This is a genomic window from Chromobacterium indicum, from assembly GCF_039708975.1.
Lineage (GTDB): Bacteria > Pseudomonadota > Gammaproteobacteria > Burkholderiales > Chromobacteriaceae > Chromobacterium > Chromobacterium piscinae.
This window is the reverse complement of sequence record NZ_JAYFSJ010000018.1, coordinates 37361-56885: the sequence shown is the minus strand read 5'-3', so window position 1 is coordinate 56885 and position 19525 is coordinate 37361. Positions and strand designations below refer to the sequence as shown.

The 19525-nt window shown below is 64.5% G+C and carries 13 protein-coding genes; 5 read left to right on the top strand and 8 right to left on the bottom strand.

The annotated features are described in order from the left end of the window. Positions 1 to 72 precede the first annotated feature (72 nt). From VA599_RS20640 to VA599_RS20610, 7 genes are all read right to left on the bottom strand, one after another. Entirely contained in the window at positions 73 to 1257 is a 1185-nt protein-coding gene (locus VA599_RS20640; RefSeq protein WP_031295961.1) for an O-succinylhomoserine sulfhydrylase, read from the bottom strand. A 121-nt stretch (positions 1258 to 1378) separates the two neighbouring features. Next, complete coding sequence (locus tag VA599_RS20635; RefSeq protein WP_021476033.1) at positions 1379 to 1822, bottom strand: MarR family transcriptional regulator; 444 nt, start codon at positions 1820 to 1822, stop codon at positions 1379 to 1381. A 75-nt stretch (positions 1823 to 1897) separates the two neighbouring features. Next, entirely contained in the window at positions 1898 to 2281 is a 384-nt protein-coding gene (locus tag VA599_RS20630) for a DUF488 domain-containing protein (RefSeq protein WP_346790384.1), read from the bottom strand. A gap of 166 nt (positions 2282 to 2447) precedes the next feature. After that, positions 2448 to 3581 (bottom strand): L-threonine dehydrogenase, encoded by a 1134-nt coding sequence (gene yiaY, locus VA599_RS20625; RefSeq protein WP_021476031.1) that lies wholly within the window; start codon positions 3579 to 3581, stop codon positions 2448 to 2450. Between the two features lie 113 nt (positions 3582 to 3694). Next, positions 3695 to 4396: a MarC family protein gene (locus VA599_RS20620; protein WP_021476030.1), complete on the bottom strand. Its 702-nt coding sequence runs from the start codon at positions 4394 to 4396 to the stop codon at positions 3695 to 3697. A 104-nt stretch (positions 4397 to 4500) separates the two neighbouring features. Then, positions 4501 to 6027, bottom strand: coding sequence for an amino acid permease (locus tag VA599_RS20615; RefSeq protein WP_115617214.1), 1527 nt, complete (start codon positions 6025 to 6027; stop codon positions 4501 to 4503). A 248-nt stretch (positions 6028 to 6275) separates the two neighbouring features. After that, positions 6276 to 8135 carry a potassium transporter Kup gene (locus VA599_RS20610; RefSeq protein ID WP_346790383.1) on the bottom strand — a complete coding sequence of 620 codons (1860 nt, stop codon included), beginning with the start codon at positions 8133 to 8135 and terminating at the stop codon, positions 6276 to 6278. Between the two features lie 472 nt (positions 8136 to 8607). Here VA599_RS20610 and VA599_RS20605 point away from each other — a divergent pair, with 472 nt between their 5' ends. The 4 genes from VA599_RS20605 to VA599_RS20590 are packed head-to-tail and all read left to right on the top strand — an operon-like array spanning position 8608 to position 17473. Beyond that, positions 8608 to 9858, top strand: a complete 1251-nt coding sequence (locus VA599_RS20605) for an MdtA/MuxA family multidrug efflux RND transporter periplasmic adaptor subunit (RefSeq protein ID WP_346790381.1) — start codon at positions 8608 to 8610, stop codon at positions 9856 to 9858. A gap of 15 nt (positions 9859 to 9873) precedes the next feature. Beyond that, complete coding sequence (locus tag VA599_RS20600; protein ID WP_346790380.1) at positions 9874 to 12975, top strand: MdtB/MuxB family multidrug efflux RND transporter permease subunit; 3102 nt, start codon at positions 9874 to 9876, stop codon at positions 12973 to 12975. After that, positions 12972 to 16076, top strand: a complete 3105-nt coding sequence (locus tag VA599_RS20595) for a multidrug efflux RND transporter permease subunit (RefSeq protein WP_346790379.1) — start codon at positions 12972 to 12974, stop codon at positions 16074 to 16076. The genes VA599_RS20600 and VA599_RS20595 overlap by 4 nt, the downstream gene beginning before the upstream one ends. 5 nt (positions 16077 to 16081) lie before the next feature. Further along, positions 16082 to 17473 carry an efflux transporter outer membrane subunit gene (locus tag VA599_RS20590; protein WP_021476023.1) on the top strand — a complete coding sequence of 464 codons (1392 nt, stop codon included), beginning with the start codon at positions 16082 to 16084 and terminating at the stop codon, positions 17471 to 17473. 60 nt (positions 17474 to 17533) lie between these two features. Here VA599_RS20590 and VA599_RS20585 read toward each other — a convergent pair whose 3' ends face one another. Then, complete coding sequence (locus VA599_RS20585) at positions 17534 to 18547, bottom strand: glycosyl hydrolase family 18 protein (protein ID WP_346790378.1); 1014 nt, start codon at positions 18545 to 18547, stop codon at positions 17534 to 17536. 522 nt (positions 18548 to 19069) lie between these two features. Between VA599_RS20585 and VA599_RS20580 the strand changes: the two genes are divergently transcribed. Then, the gene (locus VA599_RS20580; protein ID WP_346790376.1) at positions 19070 to 19486 is read left to right on the top strand and encodes a hypothetical protein; all 417 of its coding nucleotides are present in this window, start codon (positions 19070 to 19072) and stop codon (positions 19484 to 19486) included. The last annotated feature ends 39 nt before the right edge of the window (positions 19487 to 19525 follow it).

Here is a 19525-nt window from a genome sequence, read left to right as displayed (position 1 = left end):
TCCCCCTGGGCAAACAGAAAACGGCAGTCTAATTTTAGACTGCCGTTTGAATGAAACACGCGTTAAAAGCGCTTAGTCAAGGCCTCGCAACAGATCTTGTTGAAGGTCCCGCACATTTTCCAGGCCGACGCTGACGCGCAACAGCCCTTCGACGATGCCGGCGCGCTCCCGCGCCTCCGGCGTCACGCGGGCGTGCGTGGTGCTGGAGGGGTGGGTGATGGTGGTTTTCACATCGCCCAGATTGGCGGTGCGGGAAATCACCTGAACGCCGTCCACCACCCGCCACGCGGCTTCTCTGCCGCCCTTGACCACGAAAGACACCACCGCGCCGCCGCTCTTCTGCTGGCGCAGCGCGAGCTCATGCTGCGGATGGCTCTCCAGGCCCGGATAATAGACGCGCTCCACATTGGGCTGAGCTTCCAGCCAACGCGCCAGCTCCAGCGCGTTGGCGCTGTGCTTCTCCATCCGCAGGTGCAGCGTCTCCATGCCGGACAACAGCGTCCAGGCATTGAACGGCGCCAGCGACGGGCCCGCCGCGCGCACGTGCAGATAGATCTGCTCGATCAGCTTGTCGCTGCCCACCACCGCGCCGCCCATCACCCGGCCATGGCCGTCCAGGAACTTGGTGGCCGAGTGCATGACCAGATCGGCGCCCAGTTTCAGCGGCTGTTGCAGCGCCGGGGAACAGAAACTGTTGTCCACCACCAACAGCGCGCCGTGCGCGTGAGCGATATCGGCGATGGCAGCGATGTCGGCCACCTCGGTCAAGGGATTGGACGGCGTTTCCAGGAACAGCAGCTTGGTATTGGGCTGCAGCGCCTCGCGCCAAAGCGACAGATCGCGCGCGTCGACGAAGGTGGTCGCCACGCCGAACTTGGACAGCTGATTGGCGAACAGATTGGTGGTGGAGCCGAACAGGCTTTGCGACGACACGATGTGGTCGCCGGCCTGCAGCAAAGTCATCATGATGGCCTGGATCGCCGCCATGCCGGTGGCGGTGGCGATGGCGCGCTCCCCCTCTTCCATTTCCGCCAGCCGCTGCTGGAACGCCGCCACGGTGGGATTGGTGAACCGGGTGTAGGTGTAGCCGTCGATCTCGCCGAGGAACATCGCGGCGGCCTGGGCGGCGGAATCGTAAGTGAAGCTGGAAGTGAGGTACAAGCCCTGGCTATGCTCGTTGAACTGGCTGATCTCCCGGCCCGCGCGGATGGCCAGGGTTTCGGGATGCAGCGGAAGTTGCGGCGCGTCGGATGCCATGATGATTCTCTCTTTCTTTTTTGCCCGCCCGTCGGCGGACCGCATCCCGACATCTTGCCTGAAAACGGCGAGTTTACTAAATGCCATCAAGCCATATGCAACACGGCTCCGCGCTATTTGCCTAGCCAAGTTCCTCAGGCAGTTGCAGTTGGCGCTTGGTCTGCAGCAACAAGTCCAGCGACAGGTAGCCGCCATCCTCCTGCAAGGCGATCAATTCGTCCCGGTGCGCGCCGGCCAGTCTGGCCACCAGCTCTTCGCCCTTGGGCTGCAGGTGCACCTCCACGCAGCGCCTGTCCTCGCGCCCAGGCTGGCGCCGCACCAGCTGCTGCCCCTCGCAGCGGCTGACCAGCCCCACCACGCTGTGATGATGGGACTGCAGCCGCTCCGCCAGCTCAGCCACCGTGGCCCAGCTGCGGCCCGGGTAGCCCTTCAATTGCAGCAGCAGCAGATACTGCAGCGGCGTGATGCCGCTATCCTGGGCCAGATCCTCGCTGAACCGCAGAAAACGGCGCAGCCGATAACGGAAATCCGCCAGACGTTCGAAATCTTCCTTGCTCAAGCTCATGCCATCGCTTCAATGACAGTGGATCATGCGCGGCAGTCTAACGCATCGCCGGCCCGCCGCCGATGGCAATCCTGCTCACGCTTCCGCCTTTTCAGCCTGCCGCTCGCGGTAGCGCTGCTGCAAAAAGGCTTTCAGCGCCATCACCGGGCTATGCTCGTCCGGCTCGCCGCTATGCAGCAACGCCAGCTCGCCCTGCTCCATCGCTTTCAACAAGGGCAGCCAGCGCGCGGGATTATTGCCCATGTCGGCCCAGTAGATATCGCAGAAGGTCGTCCAACGCAGCGGCTGCAAACGCATCCAGGCCACCAATTCATCGGTCGGCATCACTCTGGGCAGCCAGTGCCCGGCCGCCAGCGCGGAACGCGGCAGCCCTCGCGGCCACTTGCTGTCCACCAGAAACGCGCCAGCCGGCGGATTCCGACAGCCCTCCACTCTTTCCAAACGTATTTCGATTCCCATGATCGTTACCTCCTGTCTTGCTTTCGCATGCGCAAACCAGCTCCTCCGGCCCCAGCCGCCTACTTTAGCTTTTAATTAAACTATCGCAATGCGATATATATTGGCAAAAAATTTTGCTCTGCGGAGCGGCCGATTTCACGCATCGGCCGCTCCGCCCCGTCATCGGCTACATCGCCGCGCGGAAAATCGAGCAGACATCCTGATGGCTGCCCTTGCGCGGATTGGTCAACCCGCAAGCATCCTTCAGCGCATTGTCCGCCAGCGTCGGGATATCCGCCTCCTTCACGCCCAGCGCGGCCAAACCCGCCGGAATGCCGACATCGGCGGCCAAGCGCTTGATCGCAGCGATGGCGGCCTCGGCACTGCGCGCTTTCTCGCCCAGCGCGATGGCCACATCGCCCAGCCGCTCGCCGGCGGCGGCAGCGTTGAAAACCTGGACATGCGGCAGCAGCACCGCATTGCACACGCCGTGCGGCAGATCGTAGAAGCCGCCCAGCTGATGCGCCATCGCGTGCACATATCCCAAGGAAGCGTTATTGAAAGCCATGCCGGCCAGGAATTGCGCGTAAGCCATCTGCTCGCGCGCTTCCATGTCTTGTCCGTCCTTCACCGCGCGGCGCAGAAAGCCGGCGATCAGCTCCACCGCCTTCAAGGCGCAAGCGTCGGTGATGGGAGTGGCGATGGTGGACACATAGGCCTCCACCGCATGAGTCAGCGCGTCCATGCCGGTGGCCGCCGTCAGCGCGGCTGGCATGCCGGCCATGGTTTCCGGATCATTGACCGACAGAATGGGGGTGGTGTGCTTGTCGACGATGGCCATTTTGATGTGGCGCGACTCATCGGTGATGATGCAGAAGCGGGTCATTTCGGAGGCCGTGCCGGCGGTGGTGTTGATCGCCACCAGCGGCAGCTGCGGCTTGGCCGATTTGTCCACGCCCTCGTAATCCTGGATCTTGCCGCCGTTCACCGCCACCAGCGCGATGCCCTTGGCGCAATCATGCGGCGAGCCGCCGCCCAGCGACACCACCACGTCGCACTGTTTTTCCCGCAGCAACGCGAGGCCGGCGTTGACGTTGGCGCAACTGGGATTGGGATGGACGCCGTCGAAGATCACCGGCTCGATATCGACCGCGCCCAGCATTTCGGCGACCTTACCCGCCAAGCCTGCCTTGACCAGGCCCTGGTCGGTGACGATCAGCGCGCGGCGGAAGCCGTGGCCGCGCATGGCGTCGACGGCCTGTTGCAGACAGCCCGCGCCCATCAGGTTCAGCGAGGGGATGAAGAAAGCGCTTGTGCTCATGTCCGTCTCCAGTCAGTGGATTGCCATTGAACACAGTCTGCCGCCTTCTCCCTCCGCCAACTTTGCCTCAAGTCAATAAATGCCGGCCCAGCGGCACGCAGATGGAATGCCGATCAATGCAGCATCGCGGCGTTGTCTCGCAGCCACTGGCTGGCCAGCTCGCCGAAGCCGTCCCACATGATCTGCACGCCCAGGCACAGCAGGATGAATGCGGACAGCCGCAGGAACACCACCGAGCCGGTCTGGCCCAGGTAGCGCAACAGCTTGTCGGCATTGGCGTAGCACAGGTAAACCAGCGTGCTGCACACCAGCACCGCCGTGAGCCCCGCCACCGGGCTGATCACGAAGCGCACCAGCCCCTTGCCGCTGCCGGTCAGCGTGGCGCCGATGGTGATGGCCACCGACACCGAGCCCGGCCCCACGGTCAGCGGGAAGGTCAGCGGATAGAAGGCGCGTTGCTTGAGCTCGGCCTGGCTGTCCACTCTGGCCTGCTCGGTGGACGGCTGGCTGGACTCGGCCGGCGTGTCATTCAGCATACGCCAGGCGGCGAAGGTGATCAACAGGCCGCCGGACATCTGCACCACCGGCAGCGACACGCCGAAGAAGGACAGCACGTAGCCGCCGACGAACATGCTGCCGATCAACAACAGCGCGCAATAGACGGCGATTCGCCGCGCCAGATAGCGCCGCTGCTGCGGCGTGTTGCGCGCCGTCATCGAGATGAAGATGGGCACCAGGCCGGGCGGGTTCATGATGGGCAGCAGCGCCGCCATCACGAACAGAAACTTGGTAATGAAGGTGGACAGCAACTGCATACGGCACCCCGCCTGGAAGGTTTAAAATGTTGTCAGGATAGCGGATGAAACCATAAAAAAAGCCCGCTTGCCAGCGGGCTTTTCCAAGCATTTTTCCAGAGCGATCACGCCTGGGCGGAAACCGGTTTGCCGCCGCGGGTTTCTTCCCGCAGCATCAAGGCGTTGCGATGCGCCTCAGCCAGCTCCACCTTGTCCAGCGGCACCATCCGGGTGTTGTGCTTGACGCGGTATCCCCACCACAGCGCCACAAACAGCGGGATGCCCAGATAGGTGGCGATGACGCCGTTCCAGTCCACCTTGGCCGCGGTGAAGGCGGTGTAGTTCTGGCCCAGCATGATCAGCAGGCACAAGACGAAGGCGAACACCGGGCCCAGCGGGAACCACTTGGCCTTGTACGGCAGATCATCCAGGCTGTAGCCCTGCTTCACATAGGCGCGGCGGAAGCGGTAGTGGCTGATGGCCACCCCCAGCCAGGCGATGAAGCCAGTCATGCCGGACGAATTGAGCAGCCACATATAGACCGCGTTGCTCTGGAACAGCGAGGTCAGGAAGCACAGGCAGGCCACCAGCGTGGTGGCGTACAGCGCGTTGCGCGGCACGCCGTTGTCGGTCAGCTTGCCGAAAACCTTGGGCGCCATGCCGTTTTTGGCCATCGCGTACAGCATGCGGGTGGACGCGTACATGCCGGAATTGCCGGCGGACAGGATGGCGGACAAGATCACCGCGTTCATCAGGCTGGCGGCGAAGGCCAGGCCGGCGCGGTTGAACACCAGCGTGAACGGGCTGGCGCCGACGTCCTTCATGTCGTTCTTCAGCAGCGACGGATCGTTGTGCGGCAGGATCAGGCCGATGATCAGGATGGACAGCATGTAGAACATCAGGATGCGCCAGAAAATCTGGCGCACGGCGCGCGGAATGGTGCGGCCAGGATTGGCCGACTCGCCGGCGGCGACGCCGATCAGCTCGGTGCCCTGGAAGGAGAAGCCGACCACCATGGCGACGCCGACGAAGGCTGCCAGGCCGCCGACGAAGGCGCCGTCGCCCTGCATCATCACATTCAAGCCCGGCGCGATGCGGTTCGGGTTCGGCTCGGTCATGATGCCCAGAATCATCAGGAAGCCGATGACGATGAAGGCGATGATGGTGGCCACTTTCAGCATCGAGCACCAGAACTCGGCCTCGCCGAAGCCTTTCACCGAGAAGTAGTTGAGCGCGAAGATGATGGCCAGGAAGCCGCCGCTCCACACCACGCCCGGTATGCCCGGGTACCAGTAATTCATGATGATGGCGGCCGCGGCCAGCTCCACCGCGACGGTGATCGCCCAGTTGTACCAGTAGTTCCAGCCCTGAGCGAAGCCGAAGGCAGGATCGACGAAGCGCGAGCCGTAAGCCTGGAAGGAGCCGGACACCGGCATGAAGGCGGCCATTTCACCCAGGCTGGTCATCAGGAAGTACACCATCAGGCCCACCAGCGCGTAAGCCAGCAACGCGCCGCCGGCGCCTGCGCTCGAGATGGTGGCGCCGGACGCCAGGAACAGGCCGGTGCCGATGGAGCCGCCGATGGCGATCATCGACAGGTGGCGCGCCTGCAGCGTGCGCCGCAGCTCGGGCGCGTCTTGTTTCTTGCTCATATCCAACTCACTCTGTTGTTCTGCCGCGCGGACCGGAACCGGCGTCGCCCAGGCTCTGCGCCGGGCGGGTGACAATCAAAGCGGCAAAGAATGACATCGATCGCCGGCATTGCCTAGCCCGGATTAGGCGAATTACGCAAAAAACGAAGATGTCATGTTCGGAAATGAACGCAGAACCCAGAGCTGGCAAGGCGAAGCCGGCATCGCTGCGCGCCCTGCCGGATCGGAAATCTCATGAGGCCGACACGCTACAATTCGATGCGCGCGCCCAGCTCCACCACCCGGTTGGGCGGCAGGCCGAAATACAGCGTGGCGCTGCGTTCGTTCTGCCTGAGGAAGGCGAAGACGCCGACCAGCCAGCGCTTGAAGCCGCCGCTGCCCGGCGCGGCCACCAGCGTCTGCCTGCCCAGATAGTAGCTGGTGCTCAACGGCTCCAGCGGCGGCAGGCGCAGCAGCGCCGCCGCGCGCGCCATCGCCGCCGGCACGTCCGGCTCCTCCATATAGCCGTAGCTCGCCGCCACCCTGGCCACCCCCTGCCCCAGCCACTGCGCCGACACGCGCTCGCCGGCGGCCCGCGGCACGTCCAGCATCTGCAAAGTCAACAGGACCGCGGTTTCGTGCAGCGCCTGGTTGTGTTTCAGATGGTGCAGCAGCACCGACGGCGTGCCGTCCGCGCTTTCGGACAGGAATACCCCGACGCCCGGAATCCGCATCAACGGATTCGTCTCCAGGCTGGAGAGCAAAGCCTCCACCGGCAACTGGCGGCCGCGGCTTTCATGCCGCTGCAGCCTTCGGCCGCCGAACCAGCACCCCATCATCGCGAACATCGCCAGACCCAGCAGCAGCGGCAGCCAGCCGCCATCCAGAAACTTGAGCACATTGGCCAGCCAGAAAGCCAGGTCGATGGCGAACAATCCCCCCGCCACCAGCGCCACCGCCCACCACGGCCAATGCCAGCGGCGGCGCGCCAGCACCGCGAACAGCACGGTGGTGATGGCCATGGTGGTAGAGACTGCCAGGCCGAAGGCCGCGGCCAGCTTGCCCGACTCGCGGAAGCCCAGCACCACCGCGATCGTGGCCAGCATCAAGATCCAGTTCAGCAAGGGCAGGTAGATCTGGCCCTTTTGGCTGCCCGAGGTATGCAGCACCTTCACTCTGGGGAAGAAGCCCAGCTGCACCGACTGGTGGGTCAGCGAAAACACCGCGGTGATCAGGGCCTGCGAGGCGACGATGGTGGCCAGGGTGGACAGCGCCACCATCGGGTACAGCCCCCACTCAGGCACCATGGAATAGAAAGGCCTGCCGGACAGCTGCGGGTGCGCGAGCAGCAGCGCGCCCTGCCCCAGATAGCTCAGCATCAGCGACGGCAGCGCCAGACCATACCAGGCCAGCCGTATCGGCCGCACGCCGAAATGGCCCATGTCGGCGTACAACGCTTCAGCGCCGGTCAGGCACAGCACCACCGCGCCCAGCGAAACGAAACCGGCGAAGCCGTTGCGCTGAAAATAAGCGATGCCGTGCCAAGGATTAGCCGCCTGCAGAATGGCTGGGCTCTGCCACAGCTGGGCCAGGCCCAGCGCGGCGATCGCCACGAACCACGCCGCCAGTACCGGACCGAAGGCCACGCCCACCCGGCCGGAGCCGAAGGGCTGAACCATGAACAACAAGGCCAGGATGGCGACGGTGGCGGGCACCACATAGGCGGCCAGGGCCGGCGTCGCCACCTGCAGCCCTTCCATCGCGCTCAACACCGACACCGCCGGCGTGATCACCCCGTCGCCGTACAGCATCGCCGCGCCGGCCAGGCCCAACAACACCCAGCCCGAAGCAGCGGGGCCCCGGCCATCCGCCCGCCCGCCGGTGATCTGGGCCAGCAGCGCCAGAATGCCGCCCTCTCCCCGGTTGTCGGCCCGCATCAGCACCAGCACGTATTTGATGCTGACCATCAGGATCAGCGACCACAAAAACAGCGACACCACCCCTATCACATTGTCGGGCGTCGGCCGCACGCCGTGGTCGCCGTTGAACGCCTCCTGCAAAGCGTACAGCGGGCTGGTGCCCAAGTCGCCGAACACCACGCCCAGCGCCGCCAATGCCAGCATGGCCATGGGCGGGCTCCGGCGTTTTCGGTCGGAGGCTGAAATGGCCATGCTTCTGAATGCAGCCAACATGTTTGCTCCTTGCAACGCTATCGTCCAGATAATTGACGCTTCATTCAGCATGCTAGGGCCGCGAAAATAAAAGCCGGGTAGAGATTCCACCCGGCGCATGTAAACAAATGGTAAAAACACCGCCCTCGCCATTCCATGGGCGGCAACTTCAGAATGTCATAGCAGCCAAAGCCTTAGCCTATCGAGCTTTTACCCTAACCTCATATTAAAAAGAGGACGCTCGTTTTCCATTAACAATTCACAACACAAAGCCATTTCCCACTCAAACCAGGCTAATACAATGCGCTCACTCTTATACATGTGTATTCAGCACTAAATCGCTGTTTTCACGCGTAAGCGCAGCACAAAGCATGTAAAAATGTCATGCTTTGCCTACAACAACACTCAACGTCCGCCCGGAGCTTTCCGCATGTCCACCGCCGCGCCAGCCCAATCCAAACGCCTGCCCCTGATACTCATCCTGCTCGCCGCGCTGGGCGGCGGCTGGTGGTGGCACCAGCACAATCAAAGCGCCAAGGAAGCCGCCGCTCGCAACAAGGGCGCCGCGCCGATGGCGGTGGGCGTGGCCGACGTGCGGACCATGGACGCCCCCTTGCAACTGAACGCGCTGGGCACCGTCACTTCCACCTATACCGTGACCGTGCGCAGCCGCGTCGATGGCCAGCTGGACAAAATCCACTTCACCGAAGGCCAGCAGGTCAAACAGGGCCAGCTGCTGGCCGAGCTGGACGCCCGCCCCTACCAGGCGGCGCTGACCCAGGCCGAAGGCCAGCTCTTACGCGACCAGGCGCTGCTGGAGAACGCCAGACTCGACCTGGCGCGCTACAAGCAGTTGGCCAGCCAGAACTCCATCGCCAAGCAGCAGGTGGACACCCAGCAGGCGCTGGTCCACCAATACGAGGGCACGGTCAAGGTCGACCAGGGCGCCGTCGCTGCCGCCCGCGTCAATGTCGAATACACCCGCGTCTCCGCGTCGGTCAGCGGACGCGTCGGCTTGCGCCAGGTGGACCCGGGCAATATCGTCCACGCCAGCGACGCCAATGGCTTGGTCACCATCACCCAGACTCAACCGATCAACGCGGTGTTCGCCGTTCCCGAAACCAGCCTGGCTTCGGTGCTGCAGGCCGCCCGCGCCGACAAGGCGCTGAAGGTCGAAGCCTGGGACCGAGACAACCGCCACAAGCTGGCCGACGGCAAACTGCTGGCGCTGGACAATCAGCTGAACACCAGCACCGGCACCATCAACATCAAGGCCACTTTCGCCAACGACCAGCAGCAGCTGTTCCCCAACCAGTTCGTCAACGTCAACCTGCAGCTGGGCGTGCGCAAGGACGCGGTAGTGGTGCCCACCGTAGCGGTGCAGCTGGGCAAGGTGGGCAGCTACGTCTACACCGTGGGCGGCGACTCCACCGTCAGCATCGCCAAAGTCAAGACCGGTCCGGTGTCCGGCAGCGACACCATCATCGAGGACGGCCTGAAACCCGGCCAGCGCGTGGTGATAGACGGCGTGGACAAGCTGCGCAACGGCGCCCAAGTCAAGGTGATAGACCGCGCAGCACAGGCGCGCGAAGCCGCCTCGGCCGCCGCCGGCGAGGCCAAGGGACAGAAAAAGCACGCCGCCGGCGCCTGGGGCAAGAAACACGCCTCGGCGGCCAACTAAACGGGAGCTCTGCGCATGAACCCCTCCCGTCCGTTCATTACGCGGCCGGTGGCCACCACTCTGATGATGGTGGCCATCCTGCTGACCGGCCTGGTCGCCTGGAGAATGTTGCCGGTATCGGCGCTGCCGGAAGTCGACTATCCGACCATCCAGGTGGTGACGCTCTACCCCGGGGCCAGCCCCGACGTGATGACCTCGTCGGTCACCGCGCCGCTGGAACGCCAGTTTGGCCAGATGCCGGGCCTGTCGCAGATGTCCTCGTCCAGCTCCGGCGGCGCCTCGGTGATCACGCTGCAATTCAGCCTAGACCTGACGCTGGACGTGGCCGAGCAGGAAGTCCAGGCGGCGATCAACGCCGCCGGCAACCTGCTGCCGTCCGACCTGCCCAGCCCGCCGGTCTACAACAAGGTCAACCCGGCCGACACGCCCATCCTCACCGTCGCCATCAGCTCGCCTACCCTGGAGCTGACCAAGCTGGAGGACATGGTCGACACCCGTCTGGCCCAGAAGCTGTCGCAAGTGCCCGGCGTGGGTCTGGTCAGCATCAGCGGCGGCCAGCGGCCGGCCGTGCGCATCCAGAGCAACCCCAAGGCGCTGGCCTCGCGCGGCTTGACGCTGGAAGACATCCGCACCGCCGTCGCCGCCGCCAACGTCAACCAGGCCAAGGGCAGCTTCGACGGCCCGAACCAGGCCTCCACCGTGGATGGCAACGACCAGTTGCAGTCGGCCGAGGAGTACCGCAACGTCATCGTCGCCTATCAGAACGGCGCGCCGGTCTACGTCAGGGACGTGGCCAAGGTGGTGGAGTCGGCTGAAAACACCCGGCTGGCCGCCTGGTCCGGAGCCACGCCGGCCATCATCCTCAATGTGCAGCGCCAGCCGGGCGCCAACGTGATCCAGGTGACCGACCGCATCAAGTCGCTGCTGCCGCAATTGCAGGGCACCCTGCCCGGCTCGGTGGACGTGCACGTGCTGAGCGACCGCACCGTGACCATCCGCGCCTCGGTGGAGGACGTGGAGTTCGAGCTGATGCTGGCCATCGCGCTGGTGGTGATGGTGATCTTCGTCTTCCTGCGCAACGTGCCGGCCACCATCATTCCGGCGGTGGCGGTGCCGCTGTCGCTGGTGGGCACCTTCGGCGTAATGTACCTGACCGGCTTCTCCATCAACAATCTGACGCTGATGGCGCTGACCATCGCCACCGGCTTCGTCGTCGACGACGCCATCGTGATGATCGAAAACATCGCCCGCTACATCGAAGAGGGCGAGAAGCCGATGGAAGCGGCGCTGAAGGGCTCCAAACAGATCGGCTTCACCATCATCTCGCTGACCATCTCGCTGATCGCGGTGCTGATCCCGCTGCTGTTCATGGGCGACGTGGTGGGCCGGCTGTTCCGCGAATTCGCCGTCACGCTAGCGGTGTCCATCCTGATCTCCGCCTTCATCTCGCTGACGCTGACGCCGATGATGTGCGCGCGGCTGCTCAAGCACGTGCCGGAGGAAAAGCAGGGCCGCTTCTACCACGCCAGCGGCAAGTTCTTCGACGGCGTCATCGCCCGCTACGGCAAGATGCTGACCTGGGTGCTGGACCGCCAGAAAACCACGCTGCTGGTTGCCGTCGGCACCGTGGCGCTGACCGCGGCGCTGTATGTCTGGGTGCCGAAGGGCTTCTTCCCGCTGCAGGACACCGGCGCCATCCAGGGCATCAGCGAGGCTTCGCAGTCCATTTCCTTCACCGCGATGGCCGACCGCCAGGAAAAACTGGCCGAGCAACTGCTGAAAGATCCGGCGGTGGACAGCCTGTCATCCTTCATCGGCGTGGACGGCACCAACGCCACGCTGAACAGCGGCCGCCTGCTGATCAATCTGAAGCCCAAGGGCGAGCGCGACGACATCCGCACCGTGCTCGCGCGGCTGCAGCAGCGCGCCGACGAAGTGCCGGGCATGTCGCTGTACCTGCAGGCGGTGCAGGATCTGACCATCGATGCCCGCGTCAGCCGCACCCAGTACCAGTTCACCTTGCAGGCCACCAGCCAGGACGATCTGTCCACCTGGGTGCCCAAGCTGGTGCACCGGCTGCAGCAGGAGCCGGCGCTGGCCGATGTCGCCAGCGACCTGCAGGACAAGGGCCTGCAAGCCTACGTCAACATCAACCGCGACGTCGCCTCGCGCCTGGGCGTCACCACCGCGGCCATCGACAACGCCTTGTACGACGCCTTCGGCCAACGGCTGATCTCCACCATCTTCACCCAGACCAACCAGTACCGCGTGGTGCTGGAGGTGGACAAGGACCACCAGCGCGATCCGCTGTCGCTGAAGGGCATCTACGTGCCCACCCCCAGCGGCGGGCCGGTGCCGCTGGACGCGGTGGCCACCATAGAGGAGCGTCCGGCCTCGCTGGCCATCAACCATCTGGGCCAGTTCCCCACCGCCACCATCTCCTTCAACCTGAAGCAGGGCGCGTCGCTGGGCGAGGCGGTGGACGCCATCCGCCAGGCCGAGTCCGAACTGGGCCTGCCCGCCAGCATGGACACCAAGTTCCAGGGCGCGGCCATGGCCTTCCAGGCATCGCTGTCCAATACCCTGTGGCTGATCCTGGCCGCCATCGTCACCATGTACATCGTGCTGGGCGTGCTGTACGAGAGCTATATCCATCCGATCACGATTCTCTCCACCCTGCCCTCGGCCGGCATCGGCGCGCTGCTGGCGCTGATGGTGTCAGGCACCGACCTGTCGGTGATCGCCATCATCGGCATCATCCTGTTGATCGGCATCGTGAAGAAGAACGCGATCATGATGATCGACTTCGCTCTGGAGGCCGAGCGCGAACAGGGCATGAGCCCGCGCGAAGCGATCTACCAGGCCTGCCTGCTGCGCTTCCGTCCCATCCTGATGACCACGATGGCGGCGCTGCTGGGCGCGCTGCCGCTGATGATGGGCGGCGGCATGGGCTCCGAGCTGCGCCAGCCGCTGGGCATCACCATGGTGGGAGGCCTGATGGTCAGCCAGGTGCTGACCCTGTTCACCACCCCGGTGATCTACCTGGCCTTCGACCGGCTGGCGCGGCGCTTCGGCCGCAAGGACAAGCCTGAGCTGGCGGAAGAGGTGGACGCATGATTCCGTCCGCCCCCTTCATCCGCCGGCCGGTGGCCACCACGCTGTTGACGCTGGCCATCCTGCTGGCCGGCGCCATCGCCTTCAAGCTGCTGCCGGTGTCGCCGCTGCCGCAGGTGGACTTCCCCACCATTTCGGTATCGGCCAAACTGCCCGGCGCCAGCCCGGAGACGATGGCCGCCACCGTGGCCACGCCGCTGGAGCGCGCGCTGGGCCGGATCGCCGGCATCACCGAGATGACCTCGACCAGCTCTCTGGGCTCCAGCAACATCACGCTGCAGTTCGACCTGGACCGCGACATCAACGGCGCCGCGCGGGACGTGCAGGCGGCCATCAACGCCGCCCGCTCGCTACTGCCCACCGGCATGCCGTCCAACCCGACCTACCGCAAGGTGAACCCGGCCGACGCGCCCATCATGATCATGGCGCTGACCTCGGACAGCCTGACCCGCGGCCAGATGTACGACGCGGCGGACTCCATCCTGGGCCAGAAGCTGTCGCAGGTGGACGGCATCGGCAACGTGATCATCGGCGGCGGCGCCCAGCCGGCGGTGCGGGTGGAAATGAACCCGATGCAGCTGAACCACTACGGCATCGGCATGGAGACGGTGCGTTCCGCCATCACCAGCACCAACGCCAACCGGCCCAAGGGCTTTCTCGAGAACGAGGACAAGCACTGGCAGGTTCAGGCCAACGACCAGGCCGGCAAGGCCAGCGACTACCTGCCATTGATCGTCAGCTACAAGAACGGCAGCGCGGTGCGCATCTCCGACGTGGCCGAGGTCAAGGATTCGGTGGTGGACCTGCGCAACGCCGGCATGCTCGGCAAACAGCCGGCGGTGATGCTGATCCTGTTCCGCCAGCCGGGCGCCAACATCATCGAGACGGTGGACCGGGTCAAGGCGATGCTGCCGCAGTTGCAGGCCTCGATTCCGTCGGCGATCAAGATCAACCAGGTGATGGACCGCACGCCCACCATCCGCGCCTCGCTGTCCGAAGTGGAGCGTTCGCTGGCGATCTCCATCGCGCTGGTGATCCTGGTGGTGTTCATGTTCCTGCGCAACGGCCGCGCCACAGCGATTCCAGCCATCACCGTGCCGGTGTCGCTGGTGGGCACTTTCGCCGTGATGTATATGGCCGGCTTCTCGCTGAACAACCTCAGTCTGATGGCGCTGACCATCGCCACCGGCTTCGTCGTCGACGACACCATCGTGGTGCTGGAGAACATCTCGCGCCACATCGAAGACGGCATGAAGCCGTTCCAGGCGGCGCTGCAAGGCGCGCGCGAGGTGGGTTTCACCGTACTGTCGATGAGCATTTCGCTGATCGCGGTGTTCATCCCCATTTTGCTGATGGGCGGCATCATCGGCCGCCTGTTCCGCGAGTTCGCGGTCACGCTGTCGGTGGCGATCATGGTGTCGCTGGTGGTGTCGCTGACCACCACGCCCATGCTGTGCGCGCGCTGGCTGAAGGCGCATGACGCGCACAAGGAACCGGGCAACTTGTTCCGCTGGAGCGAGCGCGTGTTCGACGCCATGCTGGACGGCTACCGCCGCTCGCTGTCCTGGGCGCTGCGCCACAGCCGGCTGATGATGGCGATCCTAGGCGCCACCATCGCGCTCAACGTGTTCCTGTACGTGGTGATCGCCAAGGGCTTCTTCCCGCAGCAGGACACCGGCCGCCTGACCGGCATGATACGCGCCGACCAGAGCATTTCCTTCCAGGCCATGCAGGTCAAACTGCAACGTTTCATCAATGTGGTCGGCGCCGATCCGGCGGTGGACAAAGTGGTGGGCTTCACCGGCGGCGGCCAGCGCAACGGCGCCAATATGTTCGTCAGCCTGAAGCCGTTGTCCGAGCGCAAGGAAAACGCCGACCAGGTGATCGCCCGGCTGCGCAAGAAGCTGGCCGCGGAACCCGGCGCCCAGCTGTTCCTGCAGTCGGTGCAGGACATCCGCATCGGCGGCCGCTCCAGCAACGCGCAATACCAGTACACGCTGCAGGGCGACGATCTGAACGAGCTTCGCGAGTGGACACCCAAGGTGCAGCAGGCGATGAGCAAGATCCCCTTCCTGGCCGACCTCAACAACGACCAGGAAGTGAAGGGGCTGCAAACCACGCTGAACTTCGACCGCGCGGCGATGGCGCGGCTGGGGCTGACCCAGGCGCAGGTGGACTCGGTGTTGAACGACGCCTTTGGCCAACGCCAGGTTTCCACCATCTACAACGCGCTCAACCAGTACCACGTGGTGCTGGAAGTGGCGCCGCAGTACTGGCAGAGCCCGGAGAGCCTGCGCGACATCTACCTGCAGACGCCGGGCGGCCAACCGACGCCGCTATCGGCCTTCGCCAGCTGGAAGCCGACCAACACCTCGCTGTCGGTCAACCACCAGAGCCAGTTCGCCGCTACCACCATCTCCTTCAACCTGCCGCCGGGCTACTCGCTGTCCGACGCCACCCTGGCCATAGATGCGGCCATCGCCGACATCGGCCTGCCCAGCAGCATCCACGCCAGCTTCCAGGGCACGGCCAAGTCGTTCCAGGCCTCGCTGGACAGCCAGCCTTATTTGATCCTGGCGGCGCTGGTGGCGGTCTACATCGTGCTGGGCATGCTGTACGAGAGCGTGGTGCATCCGATCACCATCATCTCCACCCTGCCCTCCGCCGGCGTCGGCGCGCTGCTGGCGCTGATGGCCACCGGCGGCGAGTTCAACATCATCTCGCTGATCGGCGTCCTGCTGCTGATAGGCATCGTCAAGAAGAACGCGATCATGATGATAGACTTCGCGCTCACCGCCGAGCGCGAACAGAACCTGCCGCCGCAGGAGGCCATCCTGCAGGCCTGCCTGCTGCGTTTCCGCCCCATCATGATGACCACGATGGCGGCGCTGTTCGGCGCGCTGCCGCTAGCGCTGGGCCATGGCGACGGCGCCGAGATGCGCACCCCGCTGGGCATCTCCATCGTCGGCGGCCTGCTGCTCAGCCAGTTGCTGACGCTGTACACCACCCCCATCGTCTACCTGTATCTGGACCGCTTCCGCCTGTGGTGCCTGAAATGGCGCGGCAGCCGCGGCCACGCGCTGGCCGGCGGCAAAGAGGAATGATTGCCATGAATAGAACAACAACACCGCTGAAACACGGCCTGAGCGCCATCTTCATCGCCGCCGCGCTGGCCGGCTGCGCCGTCGGCCCCGACTACGTCAAACCCAAGCTGGACATTCCGGCCAGCTTCAAGGAAGACGGCCGCTGGAAAACCGCCGAACCGCAGGACGCGATGCCCCGCGGCGATTGGTGGACGACATTCCAGGACCCGACGTTGAACGGCCTGATGGACACGCTGAACAAACAAAGCCCCACCATCGCCCAGGCCGAGGCGCAGTACCGCGAGGCCCAGGCTCAGCTGCGCCAGGCCCAGGCCGGGCTGTTCCCGTCGCTGTCGGCCAACGCTTCCCAGAACCGCGGCGTCTCCTCCCCGGGCGCCGGCGCATCCACCAGTTACAACCTGGGCTTGTCCGCCAGCTGGGAAGTGGACCTGTGGGGCGGCGTGCGGCGCGAGGTGGAGGCCGGCAAGGCCAAACAGCAGGCATCGGAAGCCCAATTGGCCGCCATCCGCCTGAGCAGCCAGGCGCAGCTGGCCACCGCCTACCTGCAGCTGGTGGTGGCCGACCGGCAACTGGCCAATCTGCGCGACAGCGAGAAGGCGCTGGGCGAAGCGCTGAAGCTGACGCGCAACCAGTTCGCCGCCGGCATCGTCGGCGACGACGCCGTGGCCTCGGCCGAAAGCCAATGGCACACCGCGCAAGCCGCGGTGGTGGACAAGCGGCTGACCCGCGCCCAGCTGGAGCACGCGATCGCCGCCCAACTAGGCCAGGCGCCGGCCAGCTTTGGGCTGCCCCCGGCCACGGAAACGCCCCACCTGCCGCAGATTCCGGCCGGCCTGCCGTCGGCGCTGCTGGAGCGCCGGCCCGACGTGGCCGCGGCCGAGCGCAATATGGCCGCCGCCAACGCCCAGATCGGCATCGCCAAGGCCGCCTTCTTCCCAACGCTGACACTGGGCGCCAGCGGCGGCTACCGCGGCTCCAGCTTCGCCGACTGGGTGACGCTGCCCAACCGCATCTGGTCCATCGGGCCCTCGCTGGCGCTGACGCTGTTCGACGCCGGCTTGCGCAGCGCGCAGACCGACCAGGCGATCGCCAGCTACGACGCCAGCGTGGCCAGCTACCGCCAGACCGTGCTCGCCGCGCTGCAAGGCGTGGAGGACAATCTGTCGGCGCAGAGCCTGCTGAAGGAGGAGTCCGGCATGCAGACCGCGTCGCTGGCCGCGGCCAAGCGGGCGGAGACCATCGCGATGAACCAGTACCAGGCCGGCACCGTCGCCTACCTGAACGTGCTGTCGGCGCAAAACGCCCGCATCGCGGCGGAGAACAACCTCTGGACCGTGGTCAACCGCCAGTACACCGGCAGCGTGGCGCTGATCGCCGCGCTGGGCGGCCGCTGGTAATCCCACCGCCCCAAACAGAAAACCGGGCCCTGGCCCGGTTTTTTCATTACCGACAATCGGCTACTGCTGCGACAAGCCCTGCTTCAACGCGGCCCAGAAAGCGGCATCCTCCATCCCCAGCGCGTAAGCCGAGGTGCCGCCCAGGCCGTAGGCGTTCACCAGGCTGGCCTTCAGCGCCACGCTGCGGGCGTTTTCCGTCCAGACAGTATGCATGCCGCTACCGTCCTTCGCCGCATAGGTGAAATTGACGGAGTGAGTGCCGGCATCGTAGCGCGGCTTGACGCCATACTGGCTGATCAAGGCCTGTGTCTTGCTCCAGAACAGTTGCTTGCCGCTATTGTCGGACTTCCAGTCATAGCCATAGGCTGGAATGCCGTTCAATATCTTGCTCGCCGGCACCAGCGATACCGCGTAATCCAGATCGTTCTCCATCCAGTCCGACCCCGCCACCGGGCCTGGGCCCCAGGTGGGGATCGTTTCGTCATAGGTCATGATCTGCAGATAATCGGCCGCCGCGCCGAGCGCGCGCAGATCGTAGCCATAATTGGCCTCGTGGTTCTCATCCTTGGTGGAGAAAGCCGGCACGCTGACGATCAGCTTCAGCCCCTTGGCGTGCAATGCCCGGCCTAAAACCTGAATGAAGTTACTGAAATTGTTGCGGTCGCCCTGCGCCACCGCCTCGAAATCGATGTTGATGCCGGCAAAGCCATTGGCCTGGGCGAACTTCACCAGATTGGCCACAGACTGATTCAACGCGGTGGTCGACACCGCATGGGCGATATCCGCGCTCCAATCGCTGTCGACATTGGAAATGCAGCCATAGGCGGCGATTTTTCTGTCTCGCAAGAATGACAGCGCATTAGTCGGCGTGGCCGCCCCATTTCCGGTGATCGCGCCTTCCTTGGTGATGTTGTAGAAGTCGACGGAAACCGCGTTGAAGTTTGAGTAGTACTTGGTCAGCGCTGCATAATTACCCTGATAATCCGAGTAATAAGTCAGCACCATCGGAGCCGCCGAAGCCGCGGCGGAAGAAAAAGCCAGGCCGGCCAGCAAGACAGCAATCATTTTTTTCATGCATTCCCCTTGAAGAGTTTCGCCTGCGGCATGCACAACCTGTGCAGCGATCGGCTGATTCAATACACCCACCCATATCCTAGCGCTGTGATTTTAAATTTTCGCCAAGATCCAGTCATTAAGCTAAGTACTTATTAATTTGAACAATACCTCGTTTTCGTTCCAGGCGCAAATCATTTGCCCCGGGGCGACTTCTCGCAAACACACTTATTCTGGCGACTAGGCGCCCATTAGACGAAGACTGAGCTCAATCGCGAAAATCAGGGACACGGCGCAGATGGTCCGGCCGAATAGCGTCGATTGGGCCGGAAAATGGCATTTGCGGGGTGCCGCTCACCGATGGCGAACAGTATCCGGATATCGCGCCCTCCTAGCCAAAAGGCCCGCATCCAGACGAAAATGCACAATGACTGCCAGCTGATGCTCGATCGTTTCGGCCGAGCTCGGTCATATATGTGGACCGCCGCGATGCCGGCATGCCGACAATCGCCTGCACCTTCGCCCCATAACAACAAGGAAAACATGATGAACAAAAACATGGCCCTGATCTGCCTGGCGCTGGCCGCGCCCCTCGCCTCGGCGGCCGGTTCGCCGCAGACCATGCTGGAAGGCTATCTGGCCAAAGACGCCGCCGGCATGCGGCTGAAGGAATACCCGGGCGCTCGCTACTTCGCCAACTACCAGGACGAACCGGGCTGGGACATGGTGACGCTGATCACCGGCTATGGCATGCAGCCGCAGCAATGCGGCCCGCGCCGCTGCGAATTCGTGGTCCGCTACCAGCTGGATCCGACCCGTCCATCCGACGAGCAAGCCAAGCCCCACCCCAAGGGCGGCGAGGAGAAGGCCCGCTACGTGGTGGTCAAACAGGGCGGTGGCTGGAAGATCGACAGCGGCAGCATGCGCGAGCCGCACGTGAAGCGCGGCGCGCTGCGCTGAATCCGCAGGAAACGGGGGCTTGCCCCCCGTTTCGGCAAA